Below are 18,722 nucleotides of genomic sequence, written 5' to 3'. Positions count from 1 at the left end.
ATTAAAAAGAAAACCTAATCAGTTTTGATTAGGTTTTTAAGGCACTCAAATTGACGTGCCAAGCATGTTTCGGCTACTAACGAGCAGGTTGCTAGTGATTAGAATTTCATCTTAACACCAGCAAAGAGTTGGCGACCAATAACATCATAAGCTTGAGGTGTGGTATTGGTTCCTACCGCAGCACTGGTTGCCTGAATATCCGGTTGCTGATCGAATAAGTTATTTGAACCAATATACACATTTACAGCGTCATTAATTTGGTAACTTGCTCTCACGTCAGCATAGTAAACAGCATCCATGGTGTTTAGATCATCAGATAATGTCGTTTCACCTAGTACTCCTTTTGTTTCAGCACGATATGTCATTTGTGCAAACAAGTTAAAGTCTTCAGTAATGTCATATGAAGCATTTATTGTATATCGATATTCCGGGAATAATGTGGTTCCTAAGTTATCGATTGGGCCTGAAAGCGTATCAATTTCATATTCAGCTAGATAGTTAGCAATAAGGTTTACGGTCAGGTTGTCGAGATAATATGCCACTTCTAAATCAACACCGCTCGTTGAAATAGTATTGGCATTAATTGAAGTTGAATAAATATTTAGGATCGGACCATCTTGCACATCTCTGAGTACTCGACCTCCACAGGTTGGATCAAATTGTGATGGATCAACATCGTAACAACGTTTCACCATAGTATCTGGAGTGATAGTTGTAATGCCATCTTCAATTTCGATACCATAATAATCGACTGAAACGGATAAGTTATCTAGCGGAGTTAACACAAATCCGAGTGTTAATGAATCTGCAGTTTCTGCTTTTAAATCAGGAGAGCCACTTTGAGACACTAAGGTATTATTTGTCTCAGAACCGACTAAGATGTATTGGCCGTTTGCATCGGTATCCATGCGATCAGAAATAGCCGAAATAGAAGTACAATTTATATCAGTATTAGAGGTGCCACTATTTGAAGTTCCATTACAGACATCGATTGTTGGGTTGGCGACGCTGGTAGTGCCCGTTGAGAAAATATCATTGATATTTGGAGCGCGAACTGAGCTTGACTGGCTTGCACGGATACGGAACATATCATGGATAGGAGCATCAATACCTAAACGGTAAGTTGAGGTTGTGCCTATGGTTGAATAATCACCAAATCGAGCCGCCAAACTAAGATTAAGCCAATCAGCAACCGGGACATAGAGCTCACCAAATACTTCAGCGACATCAAAACTGCCATCGATTGGTTGGACAGGGCCTTCACGGGTAATACCTAATTGGCGGAAACTATCTGGGTTTTCAACGGCAGACTCTTTGCGGTATTCAACACCTGCAGCGAAACCTAAGTTGTCATGCCCTAACGTAAAATCTAATTCGCCAGAAACAACACTGTTAACGACAAATTGTTCAACCTTTCCTGTTTGTCCTGTGTTTACAGCAAGGTATTTAAGCGCTTCTTCTGAAAAACCAGTGATACCCGCTTGACCAGCTAAGCTATCAGTTGTTCCAAATGGGTTTACTGGTACACAGCCATACGTTCTAGCAATTACATCAGCACATTGGTACCCGCCGTTACCATCTTCTTCAATAGTCAATGCTTGCTGCATATTAGGGATACTAAAATCACCACTGTTTTGCTGTGTCTGTGAGGTTATGCCGTAAGTTACGCCCGTTTGCCAATCCATACCATTATCTAAAAAGTAAGTATAGTTACTGGCTACGCGAAAAGTATCGCGCTGGTTATCAGTTAGACGATTACCAAATTCAAAGGTACGTCTATTTGTGGTGACGCCATCTAGAGATGTATTAGACCCCATCGCCGCTAGAAGTTGTTGGCCGGCACTACTGCCTACAAAATATGGACTATTGGCAACATCTATTCCGGTTGTGCCGCCATTGCCTTTTCTGAATACATTATTAACAACATCTATTGGTGCTTCTTCTAAGTTCACGCTAGCTTGTGTTTGTGCGTAGTTTAATTCAACTTCTAATGATGATTTGTCAGATAAGTCGAAAGAGATCCCTGAAGCTATGTTGAATCGTTGATATGGTAAAACTAATGTCCGATTTGAGTGCTGATTATCCCAGTCTGAATCACTGGTAGGTTGGTAATTACTATCTAATAATGGTTGATTGGTGTTAAATGGATCGCCATTTCCAAAAATTTTTAAATCGCCATAACCAAGTAAAGCACCATCAACGTGCCCTGGTCCATCTCGTCTTGCGATCGTATCTCTAATGCCATCACCATTAGTATCAACAAAGCGCATTTCATATCGAGAGAAGTCTCTTGCTGAAGAATTCAACACTTCTTGATTAGCATATCCAGCTGAAACCCAAGCATTTCCTGAATCAAAGTTTTTACCGTAGGTAAAATCAATATTTTGTCGCTCTGCACCACCTTCGGATGAATCCGCAGCGAAAGCATTGATTTCAGCACCATCAAAATTTCTTTTGGTGATAATGTTAATCACACCTGCAATGGCATCTGAACCGTAAATTGCAGATTGACCACCTGTTAATACATCAACACGTTCAATAATTGCTGTCGGGATTGAGTTTAAGTCAACACCGTATCCAGTATTAGCAGAAACACCTGAGACATAACGACGACCATTAACTAAAACTAAAGTACGCGCAGAACCCAAATTACGAAGTGATGTAGTGGAGACTCCAACGTTACTGCCTGCACCACCAAGAGATACGTTGTCACTTGAACCATTAATCGCAGAGGTGACAGAAGGTATATTGTTTAACACATCCCCAATAGAGATTGCCGCAACGCCCTCTATCATCTCTTTACCTACTTCGGTGATAGGTGCAGATGATGAAACGTTAGCACTACCTTTAAAAATGTTTGAGCCAGTGACAGCGATACGTTCAACACTTTTGGGTGCTTGTTCAGTTTCAGTATTTGCATCAGCGGCTAACACTGTTGGGCTGAATAAAGCTGCAATACATAATGACAACGCAGTACGGCTAAATTTTCTTTGATTGGTGTTCATAGCTTCCCTCTTTGAGTTTTATAGTTTTAATGTCATGTTCAACTGTTTTTGGTGTAACGAATCTTTCTATTGATCGGGTTATAACGCTTGTTTTTGTGTCATGCAGTTAACCTATCATACCAGTATTGGCTCGGCAATATAAATTACCCAAAATACGCACTTATTCTTTACATTTTTACAACCTTTCTGGAGGTGATTTTCTTAAAGTCATTAGTTTTTTTGAATAAAATGTTTAAATTCAGTTTATTAGTGTTTTTATTGAAGTGTGAATAAGCAGTTTTTTGGGGATAATAGAGGTTAGATGGTCTTTTTAGCTCGTAGAAGTCGATTATTTTTTACAAAAAGCTTTTAGATAAATTATTGAAAGCTGGATGCTGCTTATGTCAGGATTTGCTTCTAGCGTGAAAGGAAATAATTCTTATGGCCACAGCACCATATTATTTTAAAACAACAAAATTTCGAAAATCTTCGTCAACATTATCTGCGGCTTTATTAGCGCTAAGTTCTGTTATTTGAGATTGATTATGAATCAAATTTGTTTGTAGATATCAGCCAGACGTACTCAAATTAATAGAAAGAGCCGCTTTGAATCCTTCGCATTTCTAAACTTCTATTTTTTAAGCTCACTAATTAAGTGATTCTCTTTGATACTTAATCAAACCTACCTTATATTAAAGTGTCTCTGTTCGTTAAGATTGTTTTAAAATTGAAATATCAAAACAGCACTAATTAATAGTCTTTTGTGAATGATTTTAAAAAGTAATTCTTATTTACAGAAGCTGATTAAATCGATAACTTTTTTCCAAAAAGTATAAAGGCATGCACAAAAATACGATAAGCCAAGCGGTTAATGAGTTAGTTTTGGATGCGACTAATGTTGGCGTCTGGGATTGGCGTGTTGAAAATGATGGTCTTGTTTGTAATGAACGTTGGGCTGAGATTATAGGGTATACATTATCGGAGTTAAGTCCTGTTGATTACCAAACTTGGCTAGATGTATTACACCCAGATGATTTACCCAAGGCGATTAAAAATTTTGATTATCATTGCTCAGGCCAAAGTGAACTTTGTGAGTTAGAAGTTCGTTTGAAACATAAAAATGGTCATTATGTTTGGGTATTGTCTACAGGCAAAGCTATTACATGGGATGTTGATGGTAAACCGACACGAATGATTGGTATGCATCAAGACATTACCTTTCGTAAGAGACAAGAAGAGTTGCTTGCTACCACAACCGAGTTATTGAGAGAGTCTCAAGAAATAGGCAAGCTAGGTGGTTGGCAACTAAATTTACATAACAATAACTTGATTTGGACAGATGAGACCTATCGAATTTATGAAACAACTCCGCAAGAATTTGTTCCTAACGTTGATGTAGGAGCAAGTTATTTATTACCCGACTCAAAAAAAATATTCTTAGCAGCACTTGATGCTGCTATTCAACGTGGTGAAGAGTATGACTTAGAGCTTGAAACTTATACGATTAAAGGACGAATAATTGATGTTAGAACGACCTGTCATGTTACGTATGTAGATGGCGTTGCTGTAAAGTTAAGTGGCATATTTCAAGATATTACCGACGCAAAAAATGATCAACGCAAACTTGAAAAAAGTAATCAGGTTTTAAAAGAGTTAAACGATAAGTTAAAGTTTGCCGCAAATTATGATCCACTCACATATTTGCCAAACAGAAATTTGTTAGCTGATCGAATGCAGCAAGCGCTTATCAAAGCGCAGCGTAATTGCAAACAAATAGCGATTGCCTTTTTAGACTTGGATGGCTTTAAAGAGGTCAATGACCTTTACGGCCATGATATAGGTGATGAATTCCTTTGCCTTGTTGCAAATAGGTTTAAAACTGTAATACGTGATGGGGATACACTTGCAAGATTTGGTGGAGATGAGTTTGTTTTGATTCTTGATGATTTAGACAGTCATCATCAAGCAAGAGAGATATTACAGCGAATACTTTATTCCATCGCAGAGGAATTTAATATTGAAAATAAGCGTCTTTTTGTAACTGTAAGTATTGGTGTTACATATTTTCCGCAGGACAATAGTTACTCAGACATACTTATTCGTCATGCTGATCAAGCAATGTATAGGGCTAAAGAGCTGGGAAAGAATTGTATTCATGAATTTGACTTTGAAAATGATGTCGCTATAAAACTTCAATATCGTGAGCTAGAACATATAAGCAATGGATTTAATAACAATGAATTTTTGTTATTCTATCAACCAAAAATTAATATGGAAACTAATGAAATTATAGGTTTAGAGGCTCTTATCCGCTGGCAACACCCGACAGAAGGTCTGTTGTCACCATTTCGTTTTTTACCGTACATTGAAGAAGAACCACTAGGGATTGAGCTTGGTAAATGGGTCATTGACCAAGCAATAAAGCAACATAATGAATGGCAACGCTTAGGCATATTCATACCAATCAGTGTCAATGTAAGTCCACTACAACTTCAGCATGAAGATTTTATTAATCAATTAAATGAAATATTTTTCCTTAACAAAAGTTTTCAATCGGATCAGCTTGAATTTGAAATTCTAGAATCCAGTATTATTAAAGATACTCAGCACATCGCTGAGGTTATTAGCCAATGTACGCAATTAGGAATACGTTTTTCGCTAGATGATTTTGGTACAGGATTTTCATCTTTAAGCTATTTGAGGAAGCTCAAGACCGATATTATAAAAATTGATCAATCCTTTGTCATCGACATGTTAGATGACATGGACGACCAGGCGATTGTCAAAAGTGTTATTGAATTATCGAAGGCCTTCGGTCGTTTGGTGATAGCAGAGGGGGTTGAAACTCAAGAGCATGGTCGGCAATTGCTCAAGATGGGATGTCATTTTGCACAAGGTTTTGGTATCGCAAGGCCTATGCCAGCAAGCTCAATTCCTGATTGGATTAATTTATGGAATACGTCTCCTCCCTGGATTTGTAAATGAGGTTTGCGAGTTAATATTGAGTGTGTATTGGCCTTTACGTGAAAATTTTACGGACACTATTTTCAACAATAGTTCCTGCCCGCAGCGTTTATTCGGTATGCAAATTAGGTTGATAGCATGACACACTATTAGTTGTATGCATCAATATCTTTAGATATTGTGTTTCAAACTCAGGATGATCTTCAAGTAGTGATTTGCTGATACTGATCCCCAGTATTTGTCCTTGCACATCTCGGTGTAAATAAATGTATTTATTAAAGCTTAATTAAATCTCATCAATCTCAAGTTTATGCTCTGCAAGCAGCAGTACAGTCGTGTGATCATCCCATGGAGATTTTGATTGACGTTTATAGATTCTGAAAACCTGAGGTTTGTTCATAACAATTCCTAGTGTTGATGTCCTTATAACTAACTAGGATTTTGGTCGGGTAATTATTCACTACTTAAGAACTTATTAACTAAATCAGTTGCCAGTTGAGTCTCAAAATTATGAAATCCTTCTCTGAGCATTTTTTTTCAGTTGAAAAATCAAAAACTGCTGTTCTACTAAATTATCATAGTTTGATATGTCCTTATACGAATGTTCTGTTTCAACAATACTGACCATTCGCTTAAGTAACATTAGTGGGTGTTCGGTTTTGCGAATATGTTCAAAATTCGTTTCTATCTGGTATTTCCTATTAATTTAAGAACTGTCTTTATTAACTAGAAACAACAGAGGCAAAACATGGTGATTTAGACATAAAAGTTTATAATTATTCCGCAAGGATTCGCCAAACAGAAAAAGATTAATAATGTAAGAGCTTGTTTCTCCACTAAATAAATTTGACCTATTTCAACCTATTTTTTAGGGTTTTATTTATATGATTGATATTAAAGAGATTAAATCAGTACTATTCGTGTGTATGGGCAACATTTGCCGCTCACCTACGGCTGAGGCAGTTTTTAAGCAAAAAGCACAACAATACAAATTAGATATTTATATTGATTCGGCGGGTACTATAGCTTATCACCAAGGTAATCAACCTGATCCGCGCAGTGTTAAAGCGGGTGAAGCTCGTGGACTCAGTTTTGCTGGCATTCGTGCAAGGCAGGTAATCGATGCCGACTTTAGCCAATTCGACCTTATTTTGGCAGCAGATCATGCGAATATGCAAGATCTTATTGCCCGCTGCCCCGCTGAGTATAAACATAAGCTTAATATGATCTTAGCATTTGGCAACACAGGTATCGACGAAGTCCCTGATCCCTATTATGGTGGTGAGCGTGGTTTTGAGGCCGTCATAGATTTACTTGAAAACAGCCTGACAGCGTTAGCGGAAAAATGTCATCGAAATGACGAGTTGTAATAGATGCAAGGGGAAGGTTGGGTGCAACCTGCTGATTTTAAATCCTTATTTTTAATCATTATTTCTGGCTAGTTGTTGGTTAGCTGAATTAACATGACTAACATATGATAATGGTTTAAAAACTACATTACAGAAAATGTATATCGACATTGATAGTCAAATCTCACTTGCATTGCATCGATTACAGCATGCATAGCAAGTGGATTAGAGATAAGGCATCAAAGATTAACCTTGATGACGTTTACCAGACTGTTTCAGCTTACTTAATTCAAGTTTTTTCAATCTTGCCTGTTCTTTTTCAGCCATGATACGTTCAACTTCAATCTTTTCGATTTCAGCCATTGCAGGTGTCTCTAAGCTCAGTAGGCCAATCTTACCAGAGCGGAATTCGTGCAGTAACAGTTCAGAGGCTTTATGTAAATCAATGCGTCCCCCAGGCCTTAGTGCTCCACGCTTACGGCCAATTTCTTCAAGTAACTCAAAATCTGAGTTGGGTAAGTTATCAATTTTATATCGCTCACAGATCATTTCAGGGTAGGCCTTCAAAAAATACTCAGCGGCAAACATAGCCACATCCTCGTATTCCATTGCCGTATCTTTAATTGCACCCGTTACCGCTAATCGATAGCTACTCGCTTCGTTGTCTACTTTGGGCCATAAAATACCTGGCGTATCTGATAACACAATACCATTGCGCAAATTGATACGTTGCTGAGTTTTAGTCACTGCTGGCTCATTACCTGTTTTGGCAATCACGCGACCAGCTAAGGTATTAATGATAGTTGACTTACCCACATTGGGAATACCCATAATCATAGTGCGAATGTCTTTTTCGATTACATCGCGATGGGGAACCAACTTGCGGCATAAATCAGGGATCATTCTGACCATTGCAGGCTGGAGTGTCGTAATTGCCGAAGCCTTTACACCTTGTTCGCGTTCTAAATACTCAATCCATTGTTCGGTGACTTTAGGGTCTGCTAAATCAGATTTGTTCAACAGTTTAATACAAGGTTTATCACCACGTAATTGCGCAACCATGGGGTTTTCACTGCTGTACGGAATACGTGCATCTAGCACTTCTATCACCAAATCGACTTGAGGCATGACCTCTTCAATCTCTTTGCGTGCCTTGTGCATGTGCCCTGGATACCACTGAATTGCCATGATCTTGCCTTTTACTACTGTTAACAATGGCAATATTGTACCTTGAACCTTAATGAAAAGCATAAAAAAAGCGCCCTAAGGCGCTTTGATTGGTTTAAACGTTTAAATAACCCCTAACTCACGAAGGCGTTCCATCAAGTAACTGTCAGCGGTATGACGCTCCGACAGCACGACTTCAGGGTTTGGGTGAAGGAACAAAGGCAGTGAAATACGTGATTTGGTTTTATCTGTACCTTCAGGATTAATGACTCGGTGAGAAGTCGATGGGAAGTAACCGCCAGAGGCTTCCTGTAACATATCGCCGATATTAATGATGATATTGCCAAAGTCACTTGGCACATCCATCCATTCTCCAGATTTGTTTTTCACTTGTAAGCCGGGTTCATTAGCTGCGGGCAGAATAGTGATAAGATTAATATCTTCGTGCGCTGCAGCACGTATTGCGCCTAATTCTTCATTGCCGCTCATTGGTGGATAATGAAGAATACGCAGTAATGTTTTTTGGCTGTTATTGATCATTTCAGATAATTGAATCGAATATTTATCAGCAACTTCTTTAGGCGAGTATTGTTCTATCCACCCAAGTAACTCGGCCGCAAAAGCATTAGCTTGCTGGTAATAAGCTAAAATATTGTCGCGAAGTGAATCGGGAATACGGCCCCAAGGATAAACGTGAAAATATTCTTTGATATCTTTTACGCTATGGCCTTTTGCTGTTTCTGAAATTGACGCGGGGAAAAAACCATCTTGAGTTTCCGGCTTGAAGAGATAAGCTTGTTTCTCGTCGCTGTTAAAAAAGGCATACCATTCTTGGTATATTTTTTCGACTAAAGCTTGTTCGATAGGATGGTTTGATAACACACCAAAACCTGTTTCGTGTAATGATGTTACAAATTGTTGTGCGCTGTCAGCAGCACGATAATCAATGGTTTCTAGTTTCATCTTAGTTTCTTATTGGTTTCATATTTGTTTTGACCCATTGCAATGTTAACCCTTGCTAGCAAATGCTGCAATTTTTTGGATGTTTTAACGGTCTTTAAAGTGAACGAATTGATTTTAACTAACGTAGAATAGCCTAAGTTGGAATAGGGTTGACGAGAGTAAATTAAAAGATGAAAACATTAACTGAATTTGAAAAGTTTGTTATTGAACAAAAAGGCACAGAAAGGCCTTTTTCTGGTGAATATGTTGATCACGACGCTACAGGTTTATATCTTTGTAAGAAATGCCTAGCGCCCTTATATAAAAGCGAACATAAATTCAATGCACACTGTGGCTGGCCTGCATTTGATAATGAAATAGCAGGCGCGGTCGATAGAACCCTTGATGCAGATGGTCAAAGAGTTGAAATTACCTGTCATCAATGTGGCGGCCATTTAGGTCATGTTTTTGAGGGTGAAAGACTCACACCAAATAATATACGCCATTGTGTTAATTCTGTTTCTATGGTGTTTGAAGCAAGCTCAAGTGAATCAAACACGATAAATGAACGTGAAATCACTCCGTTAGCACAAGCTACGTTTGGTGCAGGCTGTTTTTGGTGTGTAGAAGCGATATTCTCAGCATTAAATGGGGTTGAAAAAGTGCAATCAGGTTATGCCGGAGGGGAACAAAAGCATGCAAATTATGATGCTGTTTGTTCTGGTCGTACAGGCCATGCTGAGGTGGTACACATAACATTTAATCCAGCTCTGATTACGTTTGACGAACTTTTAGAAGTGTTATTTAAAAGCCACAATCCGACTACCCTAAATCAGCAAGGTAATGACAAAGGTCCACAGTATCGCTCGGTAGTTTTTGCCCATACGGCAGATCAAGTAGACAAAACAAATAATATGATCTCAGCCTTGCAAGATGCAAAAGTATGGAAAGATCCTATCGTAACGGAAGTTTGCGCATTTGAGACCTTTTATCCGGCGGAAAATTATCACGATGATTACTTTGCAAAGCATGGTGAGCAGCCATATTGCCAGATGGTAGTAAAACCCAAGTTTGACAAGTTCAAAGCCTTGTTTGCTGATAAGTTAAAGCGATAAATAGCATCAATATGAAGTTATAAAAAGGGTGGCAGTATCAATACTGCCACCCTTTTGATGGTTAACTAAATGAGCATAAATCGGATACGTTGTTATCAGATTTAATCCAGTTTGTCGTCAGCCACTTTGTAATGTGGATCTTCAATTAAGTTCACTTCAACTAAGTCACCGGCTTTATGCAATAAGGCCACACAATCTTGACTCAAATGACGAAGATGTAATCGTTTTCCTGCATTAACATAACGCTCTGCTAAGGTATCAATTGCATCTAATGCCGAGTGATCAGCAACACGAGAGTTTTGGAAGTCAACAATCACATCCTGAGTATCGTTTTGTGCATCAAACAGCTCGAGAAAATGGGCAACGGAACCAAAAAATAATGGACCGTTTAAGCGATAAACCTTCCAGCCATTTTCATCTTCACTGATATCAACATTGATATGTTTTGCATGTTCCCAAGCAAATACTAGCGCCGACACAATAACCCCCACGAATACCGCAAAAGCTAAGTCGGTAAACACGGTCACTGTGGTCACAAGTACAATTACAAAAGCATCATGTTTAGGCACTTTGCGCATTACTTTAAAACTTGCCCACTCAAACGTACCTAGTACCACAATGAACATCACGCCAACTAATGCTGCAAGCGGGATGATTTCAATAAATGCTGAGCCAAATAGAATAAATGCTAATAGTGCAAGCGCTGCGGTAATGCCTGATAAACGACCACGACCACCAGAGTTAATGTTGATCATTGACTGACCAATCATGGCACAACCACCCATAGCTCCGAAGAAGCCACTGGTAATGTTACCAACACCTTGGCCAACACATTCTTTATTACCACGTCCTCGGGTATTGGTCATTTCATCAATCACAGTTAATGTCAGTAATGATTCAATTAGGCCAACAGCAGCTAAAATACAGGCATATGGCAAAATAATGTATAAGGTTTCAAAGTTAAATGGCACGCTTGGAATTGAAAAGCTAGGTAAAGAACCTGCAATAGTCGCTGCGTCATTACCACTCATGGTTTTTAAAAAATCCAATACATTACGAGTATCCATCTCTAGCCCAACAACTATGGCTGTTACAGTTAAAATTGCGACCAAAGAGGAAGGGATAGCTGTGGTGATTTTAGGTAAAAAATGAATAATGGCCATAGTGAGCAGAATCAAGCCAATCATGATCATCAATGGCTCCTGGGCCATCCAAACCATATTACCTGCAGCATCTTTGACTTTAAACTGCCCTAACTGGGCTAAAAAGATCACAATGGCTAAACCGTTAACGAAACCAATCATTACAGGGTAGGGAACAATACGGATAAATTTTCCGAGTTTAAATACCCCCGCCGATATTTGAATGATACCGGCAAGCACCACGGCGGCGAATAAATATTGCACTCCATGTTCAACCACAAGCGATACCATGACAACCGCCATAGCCCCAGTGGCACCTGAAATCATCCCCGGTCGCCCGCCAATAAGCGCTGTAATTAAGCCCATGATAAATGCAGCATACAACCCGACCATGGGTTCAACATGTGCAACGAATGCGAATGCAACAGCTTCTGGGATCAGCGCGAGAGCAACAGTTAAGCCTGATAAAACATCAGCCTTACTACTGGCAGTTTTATGACGAATAATATCGAACATTTAGCCTCTATTAAGATTATTTTAATGATAATTAAGGCCGCGATCTTAACAAAAATCATACCAGTTCTAAACCCAAAATCTGATATGGGTGGCAATTAATAACAAAGCAATAGCATTTTGAGTCGTTTCAAAGCGATTAAAAACAAAAAAGCCATGCATTAGCATGGCTTTTTGATTCTAGCTTAAGCGCTGATTATTGAGGTTTAGTCATCTCAGCACTGGCACTATTGGCAAAACTTGATTTTACCGCAACCGCTTTTTCTGCCTCTGCATAGCTCTTACCTTGTGGTACAGCCTGTTGCTGACGAACTTCCACAGTGGGTTTCGTTGTTGTTGAACTTACCATAGATCCAAAGCGACTGTTGCCGGCAGGTTTTGCTGGTACAGCTTTTGGCTCAATTGGCGCTGCAACTTTCGCTTCAGCTGTTTTATCGACAACTTTACGAGCAATTGCCGCAGGTTTTGCCATTGGTGCGTTAACGACAGTTTTAGCCGGTTTAACTTCAGCCTTGGCTTCAACAATAACTTCTACTGCTTTCACTGGTGCTGAAACTGGCGCTTCAACTTCTGCAGCTACTTTCTTAGGCTTAGTTTCTACGTTTTCAACAACCGCAGCAGTTTCAATGTTTTCAGTCACTGCTGCAGCGGGCGTTTCTACCGCTACTTTAGCCTCTGATTGAACTTCAACAACAGGTGCAGCAATAGTCTCAACTTTATCTTCTACTGCAACAGTTTTAGCCTCAACTTCAGCAGAAACGACTTCAACTTGTGGTTGAACCGCTTCTTCTACAGGCGCTGATGTCACTTCGGTTTCAGTCGATGTAGCAGTGTTAATTACTGTTTTAGCTTCTGGAGCGGATTGAGCTAACTCTTCTGTTAACTGTCTATCTAGCTCATCAACTGGAGTGAATACGGGGGCAGCATCAGATGCCGAGCCATCTTCATCACGGCGACGACGTTGTCCAGCAGCACGTAAGTGACGAGGACTACGGCGACTACGGCGTTGACCATCACGCTTATCATCGTCCGATTCATCTTGATCAGTTGCTGCATCAGTTGCTGCATCAGTTGTACTGACGTTATCTTCTAATGCTACCTGAGTGACGGTTTCAGTAGTTGGTGCAACACTTGTTGATGCAACACTTGTTGATGCAACTTCGTCCGCCGCTTCTACAGCATTATTTTCATCAGTTGCTTCGGCAGTGTCAGTCGTTTGAGTTTCAGCCACTTTTTCTTTGCGTGGTTGACGCTTGCGTGCTGGCTTAGCTTCTTTTGCTTCAACATCTTTACTCGTTGTTTTGGCTTCAACTATCTCGGCACTTTCAACATCTTTAGCTTTGACTTCTTTACGAGTGTCTTTAGCCGGTGTGGTTGGTTTTGCAACTTTATTATCATTTTTTTCAGCAACATTTAACGCTGCATCATCTTGGGTTTGTTCATTTTCGATACGCACTTTTCTGCGCATGTTACGACGTTGACGACGCTCACGAGCAGCTTCCTGCTTTGGCGTTTTCTCAGCAGTTGCTGGCGCATTGCGTTTATCGTCACTAGCCACTTTTACTTGCTGTTCAGTCTTGTTATTTTGCTTAGCATCATCCTGATCACGATTGCGTTTATTACGACTGCGTGGGTTTTTGTTCTCAGTTGATGATGCATCTTTATCAGTGCGCTTACGACGGTTATCGTTACGACCTTCATTGCGATTGTCGCTACTGTCATTACGACGGTTATTACGACGTGCATTGTTTCGATCCTGTGGCGCTTTTTTCTCAACCGGCTTTTCTTTTGTTTCAGCAGTATCATCGCTGAAAAACGCGCTGATAGCAGAAACTATACGGCTAAATAATCCTGGTGCGCTTGCTGCTGGTGTGCTTGTTGCCGCTTGTGGGGCTTCAACGGTTTTTTGTGGTGCAGCAAAACCTTTTAATGCTGGCTCAGGCACAGCTGTGCGTTCTAATTTACGAGGCTCATACAATTCAGACTTAGGCGCTTCAACTCGCTTAAAGCTCGATTCAGTGATCTCATCATCGTTTTTACGACGGATAACACGGTATTCAGGCGTTTGCATGTGCGCATCAGGAATTATGTACACTTCAACTTCGTGACGCTCTTCAGTGATGCGAATGGCTTTGCGTTTTTCGTTAAGTAAAAACGCTGCTACATCAACTGGCACGATCGCTTCGATTTGAGTGGTATGCTCTTTAATGGCTTCTTCTTCCATTAAACGCAAAATAGACAGTGCTAAAGATTCGGTACTACGGATGGTGCCTTGACCATGACAACGAGGACATAAGTGCGCCGCTGACTCTTCTAATGACGGACGTAGACGTTGACGTGACATTTCCATCAAACCAAAGCGTGAAATTCGACCTAGTTGAACACGAGCACGGTCATGATGTACCGCATCACGCATGCGATTTTCAACTTCACGTTGATGGCGCACTGGAGTCATATCGATGAAATCGATAACGACTAAACCACCTAAATCACGTAAACGTAATTGACGTGCAATTTCATCAGCGGCTTCAAGGTTGGTGTTTAATGCCGTTTCTTCAATATCGCCGCCTTTAGTGGCACGGGCTGAGTTAATATCGATAGAAGTTAATGCTTCAGTTGGGTCAATAACGATTGAACCACCAGAAGGAAGACGTACTTCACGTTGAAAAGCTGATTCAATTTGAGACTCAATTTGGAAGTGAGTGAAAAGCGGCACTTCAGATTGATACATTTTTACCCGTTCAACGAAATCAGGACGAACTAGGCCAATATGCAGCTTAGCATCTTCGTATATACGAGGGTGATCGATTAGGATTTCACCCACATCACGGCGTAAATAATCACGAATAGCACGAACAATTACATTACTTTCTTGATGAATTAAGAAAGGCGCAGGCTTACTTTGAGCCGCTTCTTGAATTGCATCCCAATGATGTTGTAGAACTTTTAAGTCCCACTTTAACTCAGTTGCTTCTTTACCGACACCTGCGGTACGAACAATTAAGCCCATTCCGTGTGGGACTTCCAGTTCAGAGATAGCTTCTTTTAATTCTGTGCGCTCATCACCTTCAATGCGACGAGAAATACCACCAGCACGAGGGTTATTTGGCATTAATACCAAGTAAGAACCAGCAAGGCTGATGAAAGTGGTTAATGCAGCGCCTTTGTTGCCACGCTCTTCTTTATCGATTTGAACGATAACTTCCTGGCCCTCAGATACCACTTCTTTGATATTTGGGCGACCTTGGAAAGAGTAACCTTTAGGGAAGTACTCTCGGGCAATTTCTTTTAAAGGAAGGAAACCATGGCGATCAGCGCCATAATCAACAAAAGCAGCTTCTAAAGAGGGTTCTACGCGGGTGATTTTACCTTTGTAAATATTTGATTTTTTCTGTTCATGGCCTGGGCTTTCAATATCCAGATCATACAATTGTTGTCCATCGACAAGGGCAACACGCAACTCTTCTGATTGAGTTGCATTAATTAACATACGTTTCATGATGACATCATTCTTCTATAAAGGTCATCAAACAACAATTATTTGCATTACGGGCCTGCGAATAATTTAGCAGCCTCACGGCTTGTTACAGGCAATTTAGGCGCGCAGTACGACTGTTAGACGCATTCTCTGCGTGTCGCGGCCTAATTTATGGCTTATTTTCTAGTGTTTACAAAAACAAGGAATCCGTTGCTGAGCAACCAACCCCATAAATATCAGTCTTTTTCCGGTAATGCCTAATCGAATCGGTTGTTTGATAACAAGCTAAAATATTGTTCGAATTTGGCGGTGAAATCAGGCAGTTTTTACATTTTTTTAAGATGAAACTTACGGTTTAATTATAAACACGTACTTTTGACGTTTTCAAAAGTTTATAATTTGCAAATCAATGGTTTGCTACCGATAAAGTTCATGTGTAAATTGCGCTGAGTTTCATTAATGCATGAGGTTGTGAACACTTTATCCACTGTTTGTCCTCATCCAATGCGCAAATATAGCAACATTAGCTAAGTTCAGCAATAAAAAGCCGGTAATCTTTTAAAATGTGGTTATTTTTCATCTCACTTGAACTGTTATTAAAATTGCTTCCATCAGTTACAGCTTTAATAGCCAAATTTTATTGAAATAAGTTACAATAGCCGCGTTCTCACAAATTGGCGCATCATGAATACTGAAACTACCCCCCAAGTTCAACTCGTTACAATTGACGAAGATAATGTTGAACAACGCATTGATAATTTTTTATTAACCAAACTTAAAGGCGTCCCTAAAAGCATGATTTATAGAATTGTGCGTAAAGGGGAGGTAAGGGTAAATAAAAAACGCATTAAGCCAGAATATAAGCTGCAAATTGATGATGTTGTTCGTATTCCACCTGTCAGAGTGGCGGAAAAAGATCATCGCACAGCACCTTCTCCAAATTTATCACGGGTGTCACAGTTAGAAGACCGCATCATTCACGAAGACAAGCATCTTATTGTTTTAAATAAGCCTGCAGGTATTGCAGTGCATGGTGGGAGTGGTGTTGATTATGGTGTGATTGAAGGGTTACGCTCTTTGCGACCACAACAGAAGTTTTTAGAGTTAGTTCATCGCCTAGATAAAGATACCTCGGGTGTCCTTCTTGTTGCTAAAAAAAGAAGTGCATTAAAACATCTGCATGAACAGTTACGCAGTAAAACAATGCAAAAAGATTATATGGCATTAGTGAGAGGCGATTGGCAGGCAAAAGATAAAGTAATAAAAGCGCCGTTATTAAAAATCACCTTAAAATCAGGTGAGCGAATTGTCAGAGTTAACGCCGAAGGTAAAGAGTCTGAAACCCGTTATAAAATTATACAGCGTTTTGACGGAGCGACTTTAGTGAAAGCGAGTCCCGTGACAGGCCGTACTCATCAGATCCGGGTTCATTGTCAATTTGCAGGGCATGCTATTGCCTGTGATGAAAAATACAGCGAGCAGAAGTTTGATGACAGTATGCGGGCAATTGGCTTAGACCGTTTGTTTCTGCATGCGGCAGAGTTGAAGTTTACTCATCCAGAAACAAACACCACGATGCAAGTCAGTGCGCCACTTGATGATGTGCTTGTTAAAACACTCGATAGACTTAAAAAAGTGTAATGATTTTAGCAGCAAATTGAGCCACTAATTTAAGAGTAAACTTATGGCATTGCAAAACAAATATGATTTAATCATTTTTGATTGGGATGGCACTTTAATGGATTCCATTGGTGCCATTGTGAGTTGTATGCAGGCCGCGGCACATGATTTGGCTATTAACATTCCAACTGAACGTGCGATCAGAGATTTGATTGGTTTGTCATTGCCCAAAATATTGCATCTGTTATTCGGTGATATTTCCCATCGTCACGATGAAATTGTTGAACGGTATCGACAGCATTTTTTAGCGTCAAAGTCGATAAGTCCTTTATTTGAAGGCAGCGAGTCTCTGTTGCAGCAGCTTTCAAATAATGGCTACACTTTAGCAATAGCCACAGGCAAAGGGCGTCAAGGGTTAGACCGAGTGTTAGTCGAAAGTGGTATGGGGCATTATTTTGCGGCTAGCCGTTGTGCTGATGAGACAAATAGCAAACCCGATCCTTTAATGATTCATTCTTTATTATCCGAGTTTAATGTTCCCGCACATCGCGCGGTGATGATTGGTGATTCAGTGCATGATTTAAATATGGCTAATAATGCGGGCATTGCAGCAATCGGTGTTAGCTATGGTGCTAATCTGGTTGAGCAGTTACAAACAGCGAATCCATTAGCCATTGTTGATAATGTTAATAAACTCGCTTTTCATCTTTAAATGGCGCTTGTATATAATGGCGCATACAATCGTCAGCTAGCAGCTCCATCTTCCGCTAAAACCTCAACCTGATGCAAAGCCAATAGATTAATCAACTTAATCAATGGCAGACCTATCAAAGTGTTGGGGTCATCACCTTCAAGCTTGTCAAATAACGCAATACCTAAGCCTTCACTTTTAAAACTACCTGCGCAATAAAGTGGTTGTTCGGTTTTTACATAGTAATGAATTTGATTGTCAGTTAACTGCCTAAAATGAACCGTAAAAGGTTCGACACAGCTGTGCATCGATTTTGTTGTTGGGCAATAAACGGCAAGACCTGTGTAGAAGGTGATGGCCTGTCCCGAGGCTAACTGCAATTGCTGTATGGCATTGGCTTCAGTATGTGGTTTACCAACAATGTTACCGTTAATCACTGCAACTTGATCAGAGCCAATAACAACACATTGGTTGTGTTTATCGATATTTTTTGGAATTAACTCACTACCCGCTAATGCTTTTAGCTGGGCAAGACGTTCAACAAGTTGTATTGCTGTTTCGCCTTGTATTGGGGATTCATCGATATTGGGATTGACCGATATAAAAGGGCGATTTAATTTGGCTAGTAAGTGTTGGCGATAGATAGATGTAGAGGCAAGTACTAAGGATTTTGACATGAATTCTTATCTAACAAGTGTTTGGTGGCGTAAAGTTTAACATTAATCGCTTAAATGGGCTAAATAAGCACTGCAAATGC

11 protein-coding genes are annotated in these 18,722 nt (G+C 39.9%); 5 read left to right on the top strand and 6 right to left on the bottom strand.

Annotated elements, in window-relative coordinates; all coding sequences use genetic code 11:
• Positions 1-98 precede the first annotated feature (98 nt).
• Positions 99-3,005: a TonB-dependent receptor domain-containing protein gene (locus IEY03_RS03640; RefSeq protein WP_188839954.1), complete on the bottom strand. Its 2,907-nt coding sequence runs from the start codon at positions 3,003-3,005 to the stop codon at positions 99-101.
• Positions 3,006-3,824: 819 nt separating this feature from the next.
• On the opposite strand from IEY03_RS03640, the gene IEY03_RS03635 reads away from it, so the two are divergent.
• Together IEY03_RS03635 and IEY03_RS03630 are read left to right on the top strand one after the other, a co-directional pair.
• Positions 3,825-5,969: a bifunctional diguanylate cyclase/phosphodiesterase gene (locus IEY03_RS03635; protein ID WP_188839953.1), complete on the top strand. Its 2,145-nt coding sequence runs from the start codon at positions 3,825-3,827 to the stop codon at positions 5,967-5,969.
• An 863-nt stretch (positions 5,970-6,832) separates the two neighbouring features.
• Entirely contained in the window at positions 6,833-7,318 is a 486-nt protein-coding gene (locus IEY03_RS03630) for a low molecular weight protein-tyrosine-phosphatase (protein ID WP_188839952.1), read from the top strand.
• A 225-nt stretch (positions 7,319-7,543) separates the two neighbouring features.
• On the opposite strand, the gene ylqF is transcribed toward IEY03_RS03630, so the two are convergent.
• Both ylqF and IEY03_RS03620 read right to left on the bottom strand, forming a co-directional pair.
• The gene (gene ylqF / locus IEY03_RS03625) at positions 7,544-8,485 is read right to left on the bottom strand and encodes a ribosome biogenesis GTPase YlqF (RefSeq protein ID WP_188839951.1); all 942 of its coding nucleotides are present in this window, start codon (positions 8,483-8,485) and stop codon (positions 7,544-7,546) included.
• A gap of 102 nt (positions 8,486-8,587) precedes the next feature.
• On the bottom strand, positions 8,588-9,427 hold the full coding sequence (locus IEY03_RS03620; protein ID WP_188839950.1) for an isopenicillin N synthase family dioxygenase: 840 nt from the start codon (positions 9,425-9,427) through the stop codon (positions 8,588-8,590).
• A 170-nt stretch (positions 9,428-9,597) separates the two neighbouring features.
• On the opposite strand from IEY03_RS03620, the gene IEY03_RS03615 reads away from it, so the two are divergent.
• Positions 9,598-10,521: a bifunctional methionine sulfoxide reductase B/A protein gene (locus tag IEY03_RS03615; RefSeq protein WP_188839949.1), complete on the top strand. Its 924-nt coding sequence runs from the start codon at positions 9,598-9,600 to the stop codon at positions 10,519-10,521.
• 101 nt (positions 10,522-10,622) lie between these two features.
• On the opposite strand, the gene IEY03_RS03610 is transcribed toward IEY03_RS03615, so the two are convergent.
• Together IEY03_RS03610 and rne are read right to left on the bottom strand one after the other, a co-directional pair.
• On the bottom strand, positions 10,623-12,179 hold the full coding sequence (locus IEY03_RS03610; RefSeq protein ID WP_188839948.1) for a SulP family inorganic anion transporter: 1,557 nt from the start codon (positions 12,177-12,179) through the stop codon (positions 10,623-10,625).
• Positions 12,180-12,372: 193 nt separating this feature from the next.
• Entirely contained in the window at positions 12,373-15,675 is a 3,303-nt protein-coding gene (gene rne, locus IEY03_RS03605; protein WP_188839947.1) for a ribonuclease E, read from the bottom strand.
• 663 nt (positions 15,676-16,338) lie between these two features.
• Here rne and rluC point away from each other — a divergent pair.
• Positions 16,339-17,295: a 23S rRNA pseudouridine(955/2504/2580) synthase RluC gene (rluC, locus tag IEY03_RS03600; protein WP_188839946.1), complete on the top strand. Its 957-nt coding sequence runs from the start codon at positions 16,339-16,341 to the stop codon at positions 17,293-17,295.
• 43 nt (positions 17,296-17,338) lie between these two features.
• Positions 17,339-17,986, top strand: a complete 648-nt coding sequence (locus IEY03_RS03595) for an HAD-IA family hydrolase (RefSeq protein ID WP_188839945.1) — start codon at positions 17,339-17,341, stop codon at positions 17,984-17,986.
• Positions 17,987-18,018: 32 nt separating this feature from the next.
• Here IEY03_RS03595 and IEY03_RS03590 read toward each other — a convergent pair whose 3' ends face one another.
• Positions 18,019-18,642 carry a Maf family protein gene (locus IEY03_RS03590; protein ID WP_188839944.1) on the bottom strand — a complete coding sequence of 208 codons (624 nt, stop codon included), beginning with the start codon at positions 18,640-18,642 and terminating at the stop codon, positions 18,019-18,021.
• Positions 18,643-18,722 lie beyond the last annotated feature (80 nt).

The organism is Shewanella aestuarii, assembly GCF_014647215.1.
Taxonomy (GTDB): Bacteria; Pseudomonadota; Gammaproteobacteria; order Enterobacterales; family Shewanellaceae; genus Shewanella; species Shewanella aestuarii.
The sequence above is the reverse complement of the archived record's forward strand: the minus strand, read 5'-3'. Positions and strand labels throughout refer to the sequence as shown.